The organism is Niallia yueguangensis (assembly GCF_052663115.1).
On record NZ_JBQTCX010000001.1, the window covers coordinates 72,544 to 91,877 of the forward strand.

Annotated in this window: 21 protein-coding genes and 1 pseudogene; 20 read left to right on the forward strand and 2 right to left on the reverse strand. The window is 34.0% G+C overall.

Annotation, left to right across the window (positions count from 1 at the left end):
* The first annotated feature begins 72 nt into the window (after nt 1–72).
* Nucleotides 73–780 (forward strand): SDR family oxidoreductase, encoded by a 708-nt coding sequence (locus ACTYA4_RS00355; protein WP_443479550.1) that lies wholly within the window; start codon nt 73–75, stop codon nt 778–780.
* 409 nt (nt 781–1,189) lie between these two features.
* A complete protein-coding gene (locus ACTYA4_RS00360) occupies nt 1,190–1,753 on the forward strand; it encodes a M15 family metallopeptidase (RefSeq protein WP_443479551.1) in 564 nt (187 codons plus the stop codon).
* 283 nt (nt 1,754–2,036) lie between these two features.
* Here ACTYA4_RS00360 and ACTYA4_RS00365 read toward each other — a convergent pair whose 3' ends face one another.
* Entirely contained in the window at nt 2,037–3,110 is a 1,074-nt protein-coding gene (locus ACTYA4_RS00365) for an alpha/beta hydrolase (RefSeq protein ID WP_443479552.1), read from the reverse strand.
* A gap of 771 nt (nt 3,111–3,881) precedes the next feature.
* Between ACTYA4_RS00365 and resB the strand changes: the two genes are divergently transcribed.
* The 16 genes and pseudogenes from resB to ACTYA4_RS00445 all read left to right on the forward strand — a co-directional run bounded on the left by resB (nt 3,882) and on the right by ACTYA4_RS00445 (nt 17,186).
* Complete coding sequence (gene resB / locus ACTYA4_RS00370) at nt 3,882–5,498, forward strand: cytochrome c biogenesis protein ResB (protein ID WP_443479553.1); 1,617 nt, start codon at nt 3,882–3,884, stop codon at nt 5,496–5,498.
* 17 nt (nt 5,499–5,515) lie between these two features.
* Nucleotides 5,516–6,691 (forward strand): c-type cytochrome biogenesis protein CcsB, encoded by a 1,176-nt coding sequence (ccsB, locus tag ACTYA4_RS00375; RefSeq protein ID WP_443479554.1) that lies wholly within the window; start codon nt 5,516–5,518, stop codon nt 6,689–6,691.
* Nucleotides 6,692–6,854: 163 nt separating this feature from the next.
* A complete protein-coding gene (resA, locus tag ACTYA4_RS00380) occupies nt 6,855–7,382 on the forward strand; it encodes a thiol-disulfide oxidoreductase ResA (protein WP_443479555.1) in 528 nt (175 codons plus the stop codon).
* Nucleotides 7,383–7,401: 19 nt separating this feature from the next.
* A complete protein-coding gene (locus tag ACTYA4_RS00385; RefSeq protein ID WP_443479556.1) occupies nt 7,402–8,130 on the forward strand; it encodes a cytochrome c biogenesis CcdA family protein in 729 nt (242 codons plus the stop codon).
* A 113-nt stretch (nt 8,131–8,243) separates the two neighbouring features.
* Nucleotides 8,244–8,381 (forward strand): hypothetical protein, encoded by a 138-nt coding sequence (locus ACTYA4_RS00390; RefSeq protein WP_443479557.1) that lies wholly within the window; start codon nt 8,244–8,246, stop codon nt 8,379–8,381.
* A 117-nt stretch (nt 8,382–8,498) separates the two neighbouring features.
* Nucleotides 8,499–8,825 (forward strand): annotated as a pseudogene (locus tag ACTYA4_RS00395) (PQQ-dependent sugar dehydrogenase); the annotation flags it as partial.
* A gap of 278 nt (nt 8,826–9,103) precedes the next feature.
* Nucleotides 9,104–9,436 (forward strand): PadR family transcriptional regulator, encoded by a 333-nt coding sequence (locus ACTYA4_RS00400; protein ID WP_443479558.1) that lies wholly within the window; start codon nt 9,104–9,106, stop codon nt 9,434–9,436.
* A complete protein-coding gene (locus ACTYA4_RS00405; RefSeq protein WP_443479559.1) occupies nt 9,433–10,077 on the forward strand; it encodes a hypothetical protein in 645 nt (214 codons plus the stop codon). Before ACTYA4_RS00400 ends, ACTYA4_RS00405 begins: the two co-directional genes overlap by 4 nt.
* A gap of 141 nt (nt 10,078–10,218) precedes the next feature.
* Nucleotides 10,219–11,646 (forward strand): DUF4153 domain-containing protein, encoded by a 1,428-nt coding sequence (locus ACTYA4_RS00410; RefSeq protein ID WP_443479560.1) that lies wholly within the window; start codon nt 10,219–10,221, stop codon nt 11,644–11,646.
* A gap of 391 nt (nt 11,647–12,037) precedes the next feature.
* Nucleotides 12,038–12,325, forward strand: coding sequence for a hypothetical protein (locus ACTYA4_RS00415; RefSeq protein ID WP_443479561.1), 288 nt, complete (start codon nt 12,038–12,040; stop codon nt 12,323–12,325).
* A gap of 70 nt (nt 12,326–12,395) precedes the next feature.
* Entirely contained in the window at nt 12,396–12,587 is a 192-nt protein-coding gene (locus tag ACTYA4_RS00420) for a hypothetical protein (protein WP_443479562.1), read from the forward strand.
* A 127-nt stretch (nt 12,588–12,714) separates the two neighbouring features.
* Nucleotides 12,715–13,248, forward strand: coding sequence for a hypothetical protein (locus tag ACTYA4_RS00425; RefSeq protein WP_443479563.1), 534 nt, complete (start codon nt 12,715–12,717; stop codon nt 13,246–13,248).
* A gap of 406 nt (nt 13,249–13,654) precedes the next feature.
* Nucleotides 13,655–14,314, forward strand: a complete 660-nt coding sequence (locus ACTYA4_RS00430) for a sigma-70 family RNA polymerase sigma factor (protein WP_443479564.1) — start codon at nt 13,655–13,657, stop codon at nt 14,312–14,314.
* 8 nt (nt 14,315–14,322) lie between these two features.
* A complete protein-coding gene (gene clpP / locus ACTYA4_RS00435) occupies nt 14,323–14,925 on the forward strand; it encodes an ATP-dependent Clp endopeptidase proteolytic subunit ClpP (protein WP_443479798.1) in 603 nt (200 codons plus the stop codon).
* A gap of 143 nt (nt 14,926–15,068) precedes the next feature.
* The gene (locus ACTYA4_RS00440; protein ID WP_443479565.1) at nt 15,069–16,256 is read left to right on the forward strand and encodes a class I SAM-dependent rRNA methyltransferase; all 1,188 of its coding nucleotides are present in this window, start codon (nt 15,069–15,071) and stop codon (nt 16,254–16,256) included.
* A 141-nt stretch (nt 16,257–16,397) separates the two neighbouring features.
* A complete protein-coding gene (locus ACTYA4_RS00445; protein WP_443479566.1) occupies nt 16,398–17,186 on the forward strand; it encodes an HAD family hydrolase in 789 nt (262 codons plus the stop codon).
* A 159-nt stretch (nt 17,187–17,345) separates the two neighbouring features.
* Here ACTYA4_RS00445 and ACTYA4_RS00450 read toward each other — a convergent pair whose 3' ends face one another.
* The gene (locus tag ACTYA4_RS00450; RefSeq protein WP_443479567.1) at nt 17,346–17,801 is read right to left on the reverse strand and encodes an Lrp/AsnC family transcriptional regulator; all 456 of its coding nucleotides are present in this window, start codon (nt 17,799–17,801) and stop codon (nt 17,346–17,348) included.
* A gap of 345 nt (nt 17,802–18,146) precedes the next feature.
* On the opposite strand from ACTYA4_RS00450, the gene ACTYA4_RS00455 reads away from it, so the two are divergent.
* Both ACTYA4_RS00455 and ACTYA4_RS00460 read left to right on the forward strand, forming a co-directional pair.
* Nucleotides 18,147–18,527, forward strand: coding sequence for a hypothetical protein (locus ACTYA4_RS00455; RefSeq protein ID WP_443479568.1), 381 nt, complete (start codon nt 18,147–18,149; stop codon nt 18,525–18,527).
* A gap of 327 nt (nt 18,528–18,854) precedes the next feature.
* A complete protein-coding gene (locus ACTYA4_RS00460) occupies nt 18,855–19,154 on the forward strand; it encodes an iron-sulfur cluster assembly accessory protein (protein WP_443479569.1) in 300 nt (99 codons plus the stop codon).
* The last annotated feature ends 180 nt before the right edge of the window (nt 19,155–19,334 follow it).

The following is a 19,334-nucleotide window of genomic DNA, read 5'->3' on the forward strand; positions in this document are numbered from 1 at the left end:
AAAGCCGAAAAAACTAAAAGTTACCTTAGCCTATAGTCAAGGTTATTATTAGGTGAGAAATGGAGGAGTTAAATGTCACTCGATAAACAAGTTGCGCTTGTCACCGGCGGGAATCGAGGAATTGGATATGAGCTGGTCAAACAATTGGCTTTGAATGGTTTTACGGTCATTTTGACAAGTCGGGATCCAGAAATGGGTCATGAAGCTGCACAAAAAATTAGGGAGTCAGATCTTGACGTTTCGTTTGTGGCAATGGATGTAGACAATCAAGATAGCATCCGTCAAGCTGCGATTACAGTAAATGAGCGGTATGGAAGATTAGACGTATTGATAAATAATGCTGGAGTTTATTTGGATGAGAATAAAAAGTTATTGACTATGGATCCGTCTATTCTAGAGAAAACGATGGCAACTAATTTCTTCGGTGCTTACCATGTCATCCGTTCCTTTATTCCGCTCATGGAAAAGCAAGGCTATGGGAGAATTATTAATGTTTCTTCAGAATATGGGGCGATGAGTGAAATGTCCTATCAAGGAGTAGGGGCTTATAAGTTGTCTAAACTTGCCCTAGATGGATTGACGCGATTGGTTGCTGCAGAAATCAAAGGTGATATCAAAATAAACGCAGTTGATCCAGGATGGGTAAGCTCAGATATGGGTGGACCATCGGCTCCGAGAACGCCAAAGCAAGCTGCTGAGTCTATCCTTTGGTTAGCGACGATTGGACCTGAAGGACCTTCCGGAAGGTTTTTTAGAGATGAAAAACAAATTCCTTGGTAACATTAGCAATTTCTTAGTCATGAAAATTCTTTTCTGGAGGAACTTGGAAGGAACGGAAGAAAAGTGATGAAACACAATTTAAAATCGTTACTGTGACGGGATTTGCTCACCCAGCATGCTTGATCGTAAGTGATGCTTTGAATCTCTTTATCACTAAAACTTTGAAATGAATAATATGTTCAAGAGCGAAGAGTTTGGTTGAGGTTCGACATTTATTTATACGTTTGACTAACCTGGCACTTATAGCTATTATTGCTTAATCCATCCGTCTATGGAAGCGAAAGTCATAGTAGAATAATAGATCAGTCGTGAAGGATACAATAAGTCCCGGTAGCATCCGGGGCGTTTTGACGTTAAAATAATAATAGATTTTATCGAAAAAAATTAAGAAGGAGTAGGATAACAAATAGTGAAGAAACTATTAAAATTATTTCTGTTATTCCTTTTTGTATTTATCGTCTATCAATCTTTCCTATTTATTAGGGGATATTCCAGCTCTGCGGACGATGTTAAATACGAAGTAAATACAGAGACTCTGCCAACTGAGCTACTCCCAATTGTAGCTGAGAAAGTAGAGATTTTAAAAGAAAAAACAGCAGAAAAAGGGATTACAATCCTTATCACAGATGATTACCGCTCGTTTGAGGAGCAAGACAAGCTTTATGACAAGGGCAGAAAGACTCCCGGAAAAGTAGTTACTTATTTGGAGGGAGGCGAATCCTATCATAACTTTGGACTTGCAGTGGATTTTGCTCTTCAGCTTGAGAACGGTAATGTGATCTGGGACACTGAATATGATGGGAATGGAAATGGTCAATCAGACTGGTTTGAGGTTGCAGAAATTGCAAAGGAGCTGGGCTTTCAATGGGGAGGAGACTGGACCGGCTTTAAAGATTATCCCCACCTCCAGATGGATTTTGGTTTAACTATTAATGATCTACAAACAGGAAAACGTCCCAAATACCCCAGCTAAAATCCTAGCTTTTTTCTTGTTAAGGAAGTGTCAACATAACTGAAACCAACTGAAAGTAGATGTTTAAGTTTTCAAAACGTTTATATACATACCAGTAGTTAAAAGGGAAATGAATTATGAAAAAAATATAAGTTATTTACTTTGTTAAGAAAACCCTAGGCCTAGCCTAGGGTTTTCTTAACAAAAAAATGTGAATCCCGACAAGATATACGGGATTCACACAGCGGTTCTCACTCAAAGTACCATTGGCAAGCAAAGTTCTCTACGATCTTCAACACAAGCCTTATTTTTTCTTCAGATTTTTTTTGAAGAAGGATTCGAGCTTGTCAAAGGGGATTAAATTCACCCGGTCGTACAGATCCACATGACCTGTGCCCGGAACAATGTAGAGTTCCTTCGGTTTGCCCGCCAGCTTGTAGGCTTCTTCGCTAAACTCTCTGGAATGAGCGTTTTCACCCGTGATGAAAAGCATTGGACGAGGAGAAATCGTCTCGATGTCTTCGAACGGGTAAAAATTCATGAATTTGACGTTGCTAGTAAGCGTCGGGTGCGTTGTAAGTTTTGGCGATTGACCTTTAGGGGTGTATTCACCTCTTGGAGTGCGGTAGAAATCATAAAACTCACGCTCAATGGCGTTAGAGTTTTCATTTAGTTCATGTACTGTCCCACTGGTGTATTTGGTTTTACCGCCTGTGAACTCCACATAGCGTTGCTCCGCTGCCTCTTCGAGAATCTTCTTTCTCTGCTCGAGAGTCTGCGAGTGTTTAAGCCCGTTACGGTTGGCGGCACCCATGTCGTACATACTAACTGTCGCAATGGCTTTCAAGCGCGGGTCGATCTTGGCTGCACTGATGGCAAAGCTTCCGCTGCCACAAACCCCGATAACACCAATCCGATTTCTGTCAACAAACTTCCGGGTTCCTAGGAAATCCACCGCAGCACTGAAATCCTCGGCATAGATATCCGGCGAAACAGCGTTGCGAGGCTGACCCTCACTCTCTCCCCAGAAAGACAAATCCAAGGACAAAGTAACGAATCCCCGTTCAGCCATTTTAGTGGCATACAGATTTGCACTTTGTTCTTTTACTGCGCCCATAGGATGCCCGACAATGATCGCGGGATTTTTAGTGTTCTTCTTCAAACCTTTAGGAATAAAAAGATTCCCTACAACATTCATGTTGTATTGATTTTTAAACTTAACCTTCTGCATGGTTACCTTGTTGCTCTTGTAAAAGTTGTCTGCTCCATTGGACATGTCCGGCGTGTATTGATTTTTAGCCGCAACGCCAATGCTGGTCGTGGATAAAACCAAGCCCAAAACCATTGTTATAAGCATAATGATAGATTTTTTTTTCAATTTAAATGCCTCCGATGTTTTTTCTGATGTTATGACTATTTTGTTGACGGTTGAAAATTATACAAAATATATTTTGCTGGTACCTTATTCCTCCTCTCTAGACAGGTTAATAAAAGTTTAATCTTTAAAGTCGACTTTAAAGCAAGGGATTTATGGGGTTTTTTATTGTATACCAGGAAATTATAAACGAAACAGAGTTGTGGATAACTTAGCGGCCTTAGTCCGTATCCAGCGTATACGCCTAGCTCCCCGCGAAAAATAACCCCATGCCTCTAAAAGTAAAAAACACTTTTTGAGTCATGAGAACATTTTACTTCAGAGCTGTACTATAATTTCTGAAAAAAATATCCATAAGGTTCTTCAGGTTGAATAGTTGCTAACCATTACTTTTAAGTAGAAGAATAACAACGTTTAAAGTACATATGCTAAACAATTTTAAAAATCATTTTGATATCACTTGACTTAAAGTCAACTTTAAAGTGTAAAGTAAATGTGTAACTTTAATGAAGGAAATAATTATCACAAATATTGCAGGAAAAAGGGCATCATGTTATTTTACAATAGAGTTAATAGGCAGTTAATACTTAGTTGGCGCTAAAAAATTTTTCACACATATGGTCAGCTAATTGAATTAGGGGCAAGAGTAGAAGATCCTACGTCTTATAATCGATGTTTATTCAAGTCTACCTTAGTGAAAGCTGCTGAAGGTGTTATTAAAAATACTATTCACCAAAATATATCGAATAGATTTAACATAGGGAGTTTTTAATAATGAAACTTGTAAATTGCGAATGCGGTCATGTTAACCCATTCGGAACAATTCTTTGTGAATCCTGCGGGAAACAAGTCGATGGAAATAGGGAAAAGTCATTTGATATGCGTTATGAAGGAAGTGCAAGACGTTCACAAACGTATAAAAAGACAACAATCGATAAAATTTGGAACTTTTTTTCATCTGTTAAAGTAGGAATATGGATTATTATTCTTATTTTAATAGGTTCTGCGATTGGAACAATTTTTCCTCAGCAGATGTATATTCCCCAAAATGTTGTACCCGAAGAATTTTATCGAGATGAATATGGCTTATTCGGCCAAATATTTTACCAATTAGGTTTTAACAATTTATATGGATCATGGTGGTATTTTCTACTACTGGCTGCTCTAGGAATGTCACTTGTTATCGCAAGTTTGGACCGAGTTATTCCACTGTATCATTCTTTAAAAAATCAAGGGGTTACACGTCATGATAGTTTTATACGTAGACAACGTCTTTTCAATGAAACAAGAGTAACAAAGAATCTTGATGAACAGTTAGATTCGGTAATATCTAAATTAAAGAAAAGACATTACCATATTCGAGAAGAAAATGGCAACTTTATGGCTGAGAAAAATCGATTTTCAAGATGGGGACCATATGTGAATCATGTTGGCATTATTATTTTCCTTATTGGAGGAATGCTCCGATTTATACCAGGGATGTATGTAGACGAAACCCTTTGGATTCGTGATGGTGAAACAAGTGTTATTCCAGGAATAAATGGAAAGTATTATCTAAAAAGTGACAAGTTTATGATGGAAACTTATCAAAAAGATCAAGAGGATAAAGTATATGCAGATGCCATTTCACGACTTGGAGATGGAAATATCGTTAAAAATTATCAAACGAATGTGACCTTATATGAACGAAAAGGTGAAATAATTCATGGAGACAAACCTGATCTTAAAAAGGTGAAAGATAAGCAAATCAAAGTGAACCAGCCTTTAAAACATAATTCATATGCTGTTTATCAGGTTTCTTATAAATTAAATGAACTAAATAAGATGACTTTTAGCTTAGTTAATAAAAAGACAGAAGAAAGTTTTGGTCAAATTACGGTAGATTTGTTAAACCCAAAAAAGAATTATGATCTAGGTGAGGGATATAAAGTTGAACTTTTGGAGTACTTTCCAAATTTCTATTTTAATAGTCGAGGTCTTCCTGCAACAAGATCACAAGTTCCTGATAATCCGGCATTTGTCTTTAACATGATATCTCCTGAAAAACCAGATGGAGATAAAAGCTTTGTTGCTATTCAAGAAACAATTGAACGAAGTGAAGACAATCAATTAAGAATGAAATTTGAAACCGCTGAAACGAAAAATCTATCAGCCTTTACAGTTCGTAAAGATAATACGTTATGGTTTCTTGGATTAGGAGGAGCTATTTTTATGATTGGCGTTATACAAGGGATGTACTGGAACCACCGGCGATTATGGATCAGACGAAATGATGACGGTATATTAATGGCAGCCCATACAAATAAAAATTGGTATGGTATCCAAAATGAAATAAATAATATTTTAAAAGAAACCAACTTTCAAGAATTAACCGATCAAACAAAAAATTGATAGAAGGAGGATAAGGAATGGTAGTTTTTAGTGGGAACTTGCTTTATACAGCATTCTTTCTATATTTAATTGCAACATTTCTTTTTGGTGGAGCAATTCGAGATAGGAGAAAACAATACGAAAAACCAAGTAAATGGGCTGCAGTCGCAATAAGTGCGACCATTTTAGGTTTCATTGCACATCTTGGTTATTTTATCACCAGATGGATTGCTTCTGGACACGCACCGGTGAGCAACATGTTTGAGTTTATAACTGCTTTTTCTATGATGTTTGTATTAGCATTCGTCATTCTTTATTTTTTATATAAAGTGGCAATTTTAGGTTTATTTACTTTACCTATTACATTATTAATTATTTCTTATGCAAGCATGTTCCCAACAGATATTTCTCCATTAATACCAGCATTGCAATCGGACTGGCTTGCTATTCATGTAACGACAACGGCACTAGGTTCAGCTATTTTAGCTAGTAGTTTTATTGCAGGTGTCATTTATTTAATCCGTTCTGTTGACCAGACGAAACAATCAAAGAAAACTTTTTGGCTTGAGGTTATCATGTACACGATTGTGGCAACACTTGCATTTGTAGTGATTACAAGTGTTTTTAGAGGATTGGATTATGAATCTGTCTATACATGGGTCGATAAAAATGATCAAGAGGTTGAAATGACTTATCATCTCCCTTCACTTGTAGGACCTAATCAAGGTGAATTACTTACAAAAGATAAGATGGAGGCTTTTATTGAGGTGCCAGCTATTATTGCCGCTGGAAAACTAAATACAGTGATCTGGTCTGCAGTTACGGGTTTATTTTTATACGGAATACTAAGACAGATTTTAAGGAAAAGAATTTCTGCAGCTCTTCAGCCATTAACGAAGAACTTGAATCTTGATTTAGTTGATGAAATTGGATACAGATCGGTTGCGATTGGATTTCCGGTGTTCACTTTGGGTGCACTCGTTTTTGCGATGATCTGGGCTCAAGTTGCCTGGACACGTTTTTGGGGATGGGATCCTAAGGAAGTATGGGCTCTCATTACATGGTTATTTTATGCTGCATATTTACATTTACGGCTCTCTAAGGGCTGGCATGGTGAGAAATCTGCATGGCTTGGGGTCATTGGTTTTGGGATAATTATTTTTAACTTAATTTTTGTTAACCTAATCATTGCCGGTTTACATTCTTACGCTTAATTTGACATTTGTTGCAAAGAAAAATAGAAAGTATTTCGCCAACAATTTTATTAATAAAAACCATCGTGCATAGCAGATTAAAAAATTTAGTTTTTCATTGCCAAATTTAATACTAAATTGCTAACTAGTTTACTGAATACATCAATAAAAAAAGGAGGTTCAGATGAAAAACAAAAAGGCTAGATTAATTATTCGCTTGAGTCTATTACTCGTTATGATTTCAGCTATAACTTACACGCTTTATCAGAATTTTTTCACTGAAAAAATTCGAGTTCAGGCAGGAGATCAAGCATCGGATTTTGTGCTTGAAGATATGAGAGGAAATAAAGTACAACTATCAGACTTAAAAGGGAAAGGGGTTTTTTTGAATTTCTGGGGAACATGGTGTGAACCATGCCAGAGGGAGATGCCTTATATGGAAAAACAATACAATCACTATAAAAATCTTGGTGTAGAAATATTAGCTATTAATGTTGCGGAAAGTGATGTTGCCATTGAAGCTTTTGTAAAAAGACATAATCTTTCATTTCCCGTTCTAAAAGATAAAGATCGAGCAGTTACCGAAGCTTATGATATTACGCCAATCCCGACTACATTTTTAATCGATAAAAATGGAAAGGTTCTAAGGGTTATAACTGGTACTATGACTGAAAGCGATATAAAAAACTACATGGAGTTAATAAAACCATGAAAATGCTAGGTGTTTATTAGTGGAACAGTTGAACGTATTCTTAGCATTTGGTGCCGGATTTTTATCGTTTATGTCCCCGTGTACTCTGCCTTTGTATCCAGCTTTCCTTTCGTATATTACTGGATTATCCATCAATGACTTGGAGACAGAACGAGGAATTTTTAGAAGAAATGCTTTTATCCATACCATCCTGTTTTTAATAGGGTTTTCTATTATTTTCTTAGCCTTAGGGTTATCAACGTCTTTCATTGGAACCTTTTTTGGTGAGTATCATGATTTTTTAAGACAAATAGGCGCTATTTTAATGGTGTTTTTTGGTTTAGTTCTTACAGGTGTACTTAAATTTTCCTTTTTACTTTTGGATAAAAAAATCCAATTTCAAAAGAGACCTTCGGGTTATGCAGGTTCTATACTAATCGGTATGGGTTTTGCAGCTGGATGGACTCCGTGTACAGGGCCTATCCTTGCAGGTGTAATTGCCTTAGGTGTCACAGACCCAGGAAAAGGACTTCTTTATATGATGTTCTATACTTTAGGATTCTCTATTCCTTTCATCATCATGACCTTTTTTATTAATAAAATGAAGTTTTTAAAAAGAAATAGCAAGCTTTTTATGATAATAGGCGGTTTACTAATGATTGGAGTTGGTATTCTATTGTACTTTAATTGGATGATGAAGATTATAGCATGGCTATCTCCTTTATTTGGGGGATTTACTGGAATTTTAATAATTAACCCCTGCATTTAAGTTATATGGAAATCGACAAATTCAATTTTTATTTTTTAAAGTAATAATGTTGGATGAATATTAGATGAGATCACCAATTAAAAGTAGTTGATTATGAGGAGGGATATTATAGAATGCATAAGGGTTGGATGTGGATTACCTTGTTTTTAATAATTCTTTTTGTTTTTTCAGTAACTGGATTGAAAAATTTATACCAGGTAGAGAGTAACAAAATGGATGAAATGGAAGAAGGCAAATGTGAAGGAATTTAATTTAAAAACAACAGATGGATATTTTTCTAAGCCTAATGGACGAGAGCTTTATATTTGGAGATCCAATCTTAGGGAGTAGCATGTCAAACCTGTTTCAAAGCTCAAAGTAAAATGAAGCCGATCATTGAAGGACATGAGGAACAAGAAGGGATGATCTCACCGTTATTTACTTCTGGAAATAAAGATGATTCAACTTGGGCACCTTCCGGAATAGACTATTATAATAACAAATTGTACGTTGCTGCATTAAGGGGATCTGCTATTTTAGAATTTGATCTGAAAACAGGTAAATATCGCAAAGTTATAACCGGCCTTGGTAGGATTAGAGATGTGCTAATTGAAGATAACTCTCTTTATTTTATTAGTAATAATAAAGATGGGCGGGGTTCTCCACAGGAAAATGATGATAAGTTGTACAGAATTTTACTTTCAGAATTAAATTAAGGTACTTCAAATTTTCCTCATAATTGAAAACCTATGGTGTGTTCTTCTAGTGACCGTGCTAGATCCCCGCCAGCTAAGGGGTGTGTACATTTCTAAGTGTCAAAAAGGATTATCCTTTCCCTCGAGAAACCTAAGATAAATGGTACTTTGGTATGATTTGTTTTGGTTTAGAGGGAGCTTGGGCTTAGTCTAATAAGATAAATTGGATTTTTCTTGCATTTAGTAAATAAAAAGTTTAGACTATTTACAGTATACTAATATTCTAGGTAGGTGAGAAAATGTTTAATCGCGAGCTAGTAAAAGGAAGCACTTCGTTGATTTTACTACAATTATTAGCGGAAAAAGAAATGTATGGATATGAGCTTGTAAAAGAAATGGAAAAAAGAAGCGATTATTCCTTGCAAGTAAAAGAAGGGACACTATACCCAGCGTTGCATAAATTGGAAAAACAAGAATATGTAGAATCTTTTTGGCGGGAATCAGAGAGAGGTCCTGCACGAAAATATTACCGTATTACAGACATTGGGAAAGAGATTCTATTGCAAAAAACAAGTGAATGGAAAAATTTTGTGCAAACAATTGATAAAGTAATTGGGAGAAAGGGAATATGATCGCTTCTAAACAGGAGTATTTACACCTGCTTCAGAAGAAGTTAAAAAACAACGTAAATCAATATGAAATAGTATTAGAATACGATCATCATTTATCCGAACTTTTAGAAGACATCTACATAGAACAGCGATTGGAAGAGAAAGATGCCATGAATATAGTGCTGAATAAATTTGGTACTCCAGATGAAATAGCGCAATTATATGCAGAAGAATTAACTGTAACTGCAAGCAAAACAAAATGGATCTTTTTTTTCTGTAATTTATTCTTTTTTATAGGAGGAATTTGTTTAACCATTTTTTATCATTATCTTTCTTTCCCGTTCATAAAGAAGATGTGGGCTTTTTTAACGAGCATCCCTTTTTATATTATTCTCCTTTATCTATTTTTTTGGCTGCTGCTTGGATATGAGGTAGGCAAGGAATTTGGACTTGGCGGGAAAAGGCTTTTGAAAAAAACATTTTACATATCATTGGCACCAAATCTTCTTTTAATGATGCTGGTTGTATTTCGGATAATTCCAATTGAGGTGTTTGCACCATTATTAACACCAGATTTTATATTACTATGTATAGCAGCAACTTTTTTCTTATATCCTATTTCTATATTAGGATTTCGGTTTGGAACAACAAGATCTGTTTAAGTTGTTCTGTCTGTCTGCTATGTAGAAATTCTATGTTGACAAGTCGTTTTATCTACCTAGAATAACTACTATGATAAACTACAAAGAAATACTATTTACCGATAACTATATAGAATTACTATGCAAAGGAGTTAAAAGAAAATGAATAAAAAAAATATCTTCTATTTATTTACCTGCTTTATATTATCGATTATTGCAGAAGTCACTTTGTTTAAAGGATCAATAGGAATCTCTTTAAGTATTTTTATCGTATTTTTTTATGGGGTGTATTTTTATTATGTAAAAGGAAAAGAAACGACCCATAAGTTGTTAGGAATGTATGTGTTTATTTGCATTTGGATTTTAACGTTAAGTTATGTGTTTATTGCAAATCCAGTTTTTTACGGATTGAACCTTCTTATCATTTTTTGCCTGCTGTTTATTCATACCAATCTTATCACTAGTCCAAAATTTATCGACTGGAGTTCTGCTTTGTTTCTTATCTATTTAGGAAAGAAAATAAGACAATTTATGACTTTTGGAAAAAAAATATCGATGTTTTTACTAAAAAAAGCAACCAAAAATACAAAACAAGGAACTTACGTGAAAACAAAAAAAGTTTTGCTTGGCCTAATTATTGCTTTTCCGATTGTAACGATCCTTATGATGTTGTTAAGTGCATCTGATGAAAAATTTAGTTCTTTTATGACAACGATTATCGAAAATATCATATCGATCAAAATGACAGAAGTCTGGATCGTAACGAGAGTAATTGTTCTATTTGTTTTATTTGTTATTGGTATAAAAACATTTGGACGTAAATCCGTTGTTGTTCCAGAAAAAAATATCACCAAGAGCGGTACATGGGATCATACCGTTGTAATGACCATCATTTTATCGATCAACTTTTTATATGTATTATTTACAATTGTGCAATTCCGATATTTTTTTAATGATGTATTAATAAAAGACTATACGTATGCAACGTATGCAAAAAAAGGCTTTTTTGAATTAATGTTTGTTACGGTTATTAATTTTCTTATGATTATATGTGTGAATACATTTACCTCAATAAAAACAAAGTTATTAAAAGTATTTTTGTCGATGATGGTTATGTTCAGTTTCGTTATGCTGTTATCTTCCCATTTGCGATTATCATTATATGAAGAAGCATATGGATATACGTATTTACGAGTGTTTTCCCATTCCTTTTTAGTATTATTAGCCGTCATTTTTGCGTTTACCATTATAAAAATCTGGATGGAAAAACTAAATCTTATCCGCATTTTCTTATTAACTTCTCTTTTATATTATTGTAGTTTAAATGTAATAAACATGGACCGAGTGATAGTTAGCCAAAACATTCATCGGTATGAAAAGACCGGTAATATAGATTTGCAATATTTGTCCTATTTATCAGATGCTTCTGTTCCATTATTAGTTGAGTTGTATAAAAAAGATACAACGAATGATGCTTTAAAGCAGCTGTTAAACGTAAAAAAACAAGAATTAACGAAAAGAGATTCCTCTTGGCAATCGTATAATGTAGCAGAAACTAAAGCAAAAAAAGCATTAACGGGAATAGAATAATAGAATGAATAACTGGGAGGATTCATCAATCATGTTATATTTTGTTGGTGCATGTACGCTCTTCGGTATCAAACAGTGGAAAATAAATAAAGGCTTGGCTGTTTTGTTTTTTGTACCTTGTGTTATTACGATTATTTCTAGGGATTTATTTATCTTTTAGTCTTTTTACAACGCTCTTTTCGTATAGATAGTTGCTTTTAAACGCGCAGCCTGAATACACTTCGTCCGTTTAGCGAGCGTCGAGCCTCCTCGTTGTGGGGATCTCGTCTTTCTCGCATTCCCACAGGAGTCTACGTGTATTCAGGCTGCTGAGTACTTCTTCTTCCATTTTTTTACGTAAACAAACTTTGAGAAAACAGCCTTTTACAATGATTATTTTGGAGGAATAGTTATGTTAAAGAACCTTTTTGCGATAATTTCAATACCTTTAGTTATTATTCACCTATTTATTCTTTACTTTTGGATTTTCGATTGGGAAAAGCTTGTAATGAAAATGGGGCAAATTAGTTGGATTGGTTCCATTCTATTAGGCATAGTGTTTTATCTAGCCTATCATTATTTATTCAAGACAGAAAAAAACATGATGGTTAGTAGAATAGTATTCTGTTCCACTTTAATAACCATTGTTTTAGGTGTACTTGCTTTATTAATTGAGTTAGCTACAAGTTTAATGCCATAAAAGGAATGAGTTGCTCAACGTATTGCCTGAAAAATAATAATACTAGGACGCTAGAAAAGAGGGGATTGGAATGGGGGTTTGGTATATTTTAATGTTCATTATTGGGATCGTTCTTATCATAACAGGTGCATTAAAAAAAGATGTTTCTTTTTCAGTTAAAATAGTTATCCTGTTATTTTTTCTTGGAATACTGATTATTATTTCCTCACTTATATTACTATTACCTGGTAGTTCCGACATTATTTCTGAGCTTTTGAAATGAATATTTATTCACTTAGTTGGCTTCATAGTTAAATTCGATTAAAACAAACGAATGGTTTGATAATACATAAAAACAATCGATTATGAGAGAGTTGAACATTTATCAATTTAAAAAATTAGGAGGGAAAATGAGCAAAAAACGACTTACCTTAATTTTTATATTCTTATTAATAGGAGTAATAGCTTTTAAGTATTTTTCAACCTATTCAGAACAATTGACAAAATCTACAAACCTTTCTAATGAATCTGTTGGTGGGGTAAAAATACATGAAAGCATAAATAAAACCAGTTTTATAAAACAATATGGCAAACCATTAGATAGAGAAGATAATGACTTATATGATTATTATCATTGGAAAGGTGGATTAGAAACTGCGTCTTTTCATTCTGGTAAAGGTAAAGGCTCCATTATGCGGTTAATAATTACTGGTACTGACAAAAAACCATTTGATAACCCTCTGCAAACTGCAAAAGGAATCAAATTAGGTGATACAAAAGAAAAGGTTCTTACTTTGTATGGGCATAATTATTATAAGAGTAATGAGCAAGGTGTAGACATAATCGGCTATATTGATCACAAACAAGGAATAACATTAGAATTTTGGTGTATCAATAGTGGTAAAGTTGCTGAAATTCGCTTAGATGACTCAAGGGTAAAGTAAAAGCAAATAACATTTACAATTGTTATATTGAAAAGTTAAGGCTGTTTTCAAAAGTTTGTTGTTTTTGAATAAAATGATAAACATGGTTGAAGCACTGAGCAGCAGGAATACACGAAGACTCCTACGGGAAAAGTGAAATAGGCGAGACCCCACAGGAGCGAAGCATTGATGCGGCTTGGCATTCGCCCGTGGAAAGCGAAGTGTATTCCTGCTGTGGGTTACATAACAACAAACTATACTAAAATGCCAAAATTAATTACGGAAAAATGAAACTGAGACACTTATTAAAGAGGCTAAATAAAATAAAAATAATCTTTAAAACTTTCGCAATAATAATTTTTTCTGCCCGTATCTTTTTTCTATTTTAAAACGTTATGATTATAGAAAGGAAAAAGGGAGGGAAATCATGAACGTTGACCAATTAACACCCGATAAAATGGAAATGGTTTTCGCAGAAAATTATCCTTTATTGCAAAATTATTGTAAATATCTTGGAATGAATAAATGGGAAAGGGAAGATATTGTTCAAGAAACATTTTTAAAAGCGTTAGAAAAGTATGAGGAAAAGGTTATTACCACTGCCTTACTAAAAAAAATGGTCTATAATCAATGGATTGATGAGATACGAAAAAATAAAAAATGGCAACTGGATCAACCAGATAAAAAAGAAAGCAACAAAAAAGAAATCGATACTTTAATGATGCTAGCAGAACATCTTGTAAACCAGCTTACCACCAAACAAGGGATTGTCTACTTGTTATCAGAAGGATTCAGTTATTCCTTAAAAGAGGTCGCCGAGGTTATTGGTTCATCAGAAGGAGCAGTAAAGTCTATTCTTTTTCGTGCAAGAACCAATTTAAAACAAAAATCATTTATACAAGAAGAAAAAGTAAGGGAAGTAGAAGTAGAGACTTTTAGGATTTTTTATGATGTGTTAAAAAAAGGAGATCCATCCTTATTATTGGAAGAGATTCGATCAAATCATATTTGTTTACAAACAGCCCCTGCAAAACAGAAGAATATGAAAGTTCGAAGCTGGTATTCTGGCTTATCAATGGCTGCATAGCCCTTATACTGCAGAAGGAGGAGAATAAAATGAGTGCAATTCCTTATGTTATCGAGCAAGCAAATGGCGGTGAACGGTCTTACGATATTTATTCCCGATTGTTAAAAGATCGAATCATTATGTTAGGCGACGAAATTAATGATCATGTTGCAAACAATATTGTGGCACAGCTTTTATTTCTAGCAGCGGATGATCCTGATAAAGATATTTCCCTTTATATTAACAGTCCAGGAGGATCGACAACAGCTGGTTTTGCTATTTTTGATACAATGCAATATATAAAACCAGATGTTCGAACTATATGTACAGGAATGGCAGCATCATTTGGCGCGCTGCTGCTTCTTGCAGGAGCAAAAGGGAAAAGATATGCTCTTCCAAATAGTGAAATAATGATTCATCAGCCATTAGGTGGAGCAAGAGGCCAAGCAACGGAAATCGAAATCACAGCAAAAAGAATTCTAAAACTAAAAGAACAAATTAACGGCATTATTGCAGAAAGAACTGGCCAAAAAATAGAAAAAGTAGCTGATGACACAGACCGGGATTATTATATGAGTGCAGAAGAAGCAAAAGTCTACGGGATTATTGATGATATTATTTTTTCGAAATAAACAAAAAAGGTTTCTTATCATTAAATAAATGAAAAGAAACCTTTTTGATTTAACAATAGAAAAGTAGGTGGATTTTCTATTTTTATGTATAATAAGAAGAATGGAAATAGTTTATTTTTTAAAGAAAGTACATAGGTGACAATATGAGATCAATTGAAGTAATTATAAATCCATCATTTGAAAAAGGAATAAAAAATGGAAATCCGTTATTGTATAAAGAGGCCCTTTTAAATGTATCAGGATTAGAAGAGGGACAAATTATTGATATAAAAAACAAGTCTAAGCAATTTCTAGGCAGAGGATATTTCGGAATTCAAAATAAAGGCGTAGGCTGGATTTTAACATTCGATTCTCAAACAGAAATTAATGAACAGTTTTTTGAAAGACAGCTGCTTGCAGCAATTGAAAAAAGAAAGGGATTAATACAGCAGGAAGATACAACAGCATTCCGTTTATTTAACGGCGAAGGAGACGGAATTGGCGGTTTTACCATCGATTGTTTTAACGATTATTTACTTATTCAATGGTACAGTAAAGGAATTTATGCATTTAAAGAGATGATCATTCAGGCACTTCAAAAATGTATGTCCTTTTCTGCTATTTACGAAAAAAAACGGTTTGACCAAAAAGGCAGTTATGTGGAAGACGATGATTTTGTCATAGGAAAAAGAGGGAAATTTCCAATTATCGTCAAAGAAAATGGCATGAACTATTCGGTTGACTTAAATGACGGAGCGATGGTTGGAATCTTTTTGGATCAAAGGGAAGTTCGAAAAACGATCCGGGACAAATATGCAAAAGGAAAAGATGTACTGAATACATTTTCGTATACAGGAGCTTTTTCTGTTGCTGCTGCATTAGGTGGAAGTAAATCGACAACAAGTGTAGATTTGGCAAATCGAAGCAGAGCAAAAACAACCGAAAATTTTACTATTAATGAAATTGATCTTGCTGCACAAAAAATTATCGTAGAAGATGTTTTTCATTATTTTAAATATGCAGTAAAAAAAGAATTGTTGTTTGATATGGTCATATTAGATCCACCAAGCTTTGCTCGGTCAAAAAAGCATACATTTAGTGCGGCAAAAGATTATACTAGTTTGTTGAAAGAAGCAATTAGCATTACAAAGAAAAATGGCATTATTGTTGCATCTACAAATTGCAGTACTTTTGATATGAAAAAATTTAAACGTTTTATCCTAGATGCGTTTGAAAACAAGCCTAATCGTTATGAAATAGTAGAGGAATTTCAGCTTCCTGCAGATTTTCGTTCAATTAACATACTGAAAGAAAGCAATTATTTAAAAGTGGTTTTTTTGCAAAAAAAATAACCTATTGAAGAAGACGCGCAACGAAGAAAGCAAGCGCTTGCCAATAGCCTAAGAAGTAAGTATTTACATCCATAACATAACCTAGTAATCTAATACCTGAAGGACGACATTAAACTACATAACAGAATGGGGACAAGCTTAATGGTGAAAGCAATATTTTTTGATTTAGATGATACATTATTATGGGATAAAAAAAGTGTAAAAGAAGCTTTTGTGAAAACATGTCAACTAGCAGAAAAAAAATATGGGGTAGATTTGGAACAAATGGAAGAAGCGGTGCGAAAAGAAGCCCGTTCATTATATGAGGGATATGAAACTTATTCCTTTACACAAATGATTGGCATCAATCCTTTTGAAGGGTTATGGGGAGAATTTTTAGATGATCATGATTCATTTCGAAAAATGAAGGACATTGTTCCGTTCTACAGAAAAGATGCTTGGACAAAAGGATTGGCAGCTATTGGAATTGAAGATAAAGAATTTGGGGAAGAGTTGGCAGAAGCATTTCCTAAGTTCAGAAAAGAATCTCCTTTTGTTTACGAAGAAACGTTTGCCGTATTAGATCAACTAAAGGACAAATACAAGTTGGTGTTGATAACAAACGGTTCACCACATTTGCAAAATACGAAATTAACAATTACTCCAGAAATCGCCCCTTATTTTGATGAGATTATAATTTCTGGAGCATTTGGAAAAGGGAAGCCAGATCCATCAATATTTGATTATGCATTATCATTAGTACAGCTGAACAAGGAAGATGTATTAATGGTAGGCGATAATTTAATGACTGACGTTCTTGGTGCAAATAGAGCGGGAATTAAATCTGTATGGATTAATCGTGAAAATAACAAATATAATGAAGTAGTACCAACTTTTGAAATTACAAATCTTCATGAATTATTCGGATTAATTGAATCACTTTCTAAATAAAATAAATCAAAAAAACAGGAAAAGGAATGAATAATCTTTTTTCCTGTTTTTTAATTTTATAGAAAATTATAGACGAAACGGAGTTGTGGAAAACTTAGCGGTTGGTCCGCATCTAGCTTCGACGTACAGGACATACTTGCGCTTTTGTTCTTCGGCAGATTAATCTTCTGAGTCTGTGCTTTCAATTGGTAATAGATGCCTATATGGTACAGGCGAAGCTAAAATAACTGATGTATTGATCGTTCCATATGGTATTAAGCGATCAACAAGTTGTCTCATCCCGTCAATGCCAGATACAGCTGCTTTTATCGTATAGCTGATAGGTCCTGTCACTCGATGACATTCAATGATGTCTTCTTCTGTTTTAATATAGTCTTCAAAGGTTTGAGCATCTTCTTTTAATTCGCTTATTTGAATAAAAAGCAATGTTTCCCTTCCTAGCATAGCAGGGGAAACTCTTGCGCTAAATTCTAAGATGATTCCTTTTTCCTGCAGTCTTAATAATCTTTCCGAAACACTTGGTCGACTTAACGCTAATTGTTTGGATAAATCACTAACCGTAATTCTTCCATCTTCCTGTAAAATTTTTAATAATTGTATATCTACTTTATCCATCTTAAGCTCCTTAAACAAAATGTAATGGAAATATCTAAAATAAATACGAAATTTAAGTATAAATGTAATGTTTTATGCTTTTTGATAAGTGGAAATGCATTATTCATTCTATCATTAATATGTTCATAATGCCACAGCGTCACTACATTACTGCTTTTCCACTAAACCAAACGCTTCTACTCTTTTTTAGAGAGAATTTTAAATAAGAGAATAATAAAGATTTATCGTTCTGATTATAAAACAATTGACATTGATAATCATTTTCATTTAAAATAAAAACAAATAAACGAACAACATTTCTAAAGTGAGCGTTCATTCGATAAAATTGGAAGGGTAGGGAAGGGAATGAAAAATAACTACATTGTCGCAAAGTCATTTCAATATATAATTGAATGCACTTGTCCTAGTCCAGATCATTCTTTTATGATTGATTTACATAAAGGGGACATTATTACTGTTACAGATGAGCAAAAGTATGTGGATACACTTGGCTGGTTGGTCCTTGTATTAATAAAAGATCACAGAATTTACATGTACTCACAAGAACTAGAAGAGTTTGTTAAGGAAGAAAAAATCTATTCTGTTATGGATTTAGAATTAAGAATAAATTATTTACAATTTAAAGTGAATGAAACATTAGATAGTATGGATAAAAATAATTTCTCCTTATATGCAAAAGAGCTTATTCAGCTGAAAGAAATACAAGAAAGTGTTGCGGTTCGATAAGAAATTTTTGAATAATAAGAAAAGCAGAACGACTTGACCAGCCCCGAAGAAAAATGTTCTCTTGGCTCAAAAAGAGTCTTTTGCTTTTAGAGCCAAGAGTTTATCTTTCACAGGGGCTAGGCGCTGGAGCTAGACAGCTACCTAACTTGAAGCATATAAATTATGACAATAATAAGAAAAAACCAGGTGAAGAGGATCCTGGTTTTTTTCTAATAAAGTTGCTAGCATTACATTGTACAAGCAATCTATTTGCAAACATTTTTCCAAAAGTTTACTATGAGGGTATATTAGTAAAAAAAATTGGAGAAATTCAGGAGGGAAGATAGGGTGAAGGTTAAAGTAAATAGACATGCAGAAAAAGTGTTGAAGCAAATGTTAAGCAAGGCAAAAGAAGAAGAAAAAATCCGTGTTTACATAACAGAGCATCATGGCAACCATGCCCATTATGATGTAAAATTAGATAAGCAAACAGAACATGATGAAATAGTACAAACAGATAAGGATGTAGAAGTATTATTAGATACACGTGAATCAGACTTTTTAGACGGGGTTTGGGTTCAGTATTTCCATGTTCCAGAACCTGGGTTTGTGATTTATAATCCACAAAAAGAACATCATCATCATTAATCCAACGTTTTGTCTTCTTTTTCCCCAATTGAGAAAGGAGACAGCGTTTTTTATTTATCATAAAACACGGATATAAAAAAGGGAATTTTAACCATATATTACCTAATCAGAACGTATTGATATAAAAATTAGATGAATCAATAGTGATTTATCGTATCTATCTATTAATAAACGTTAATT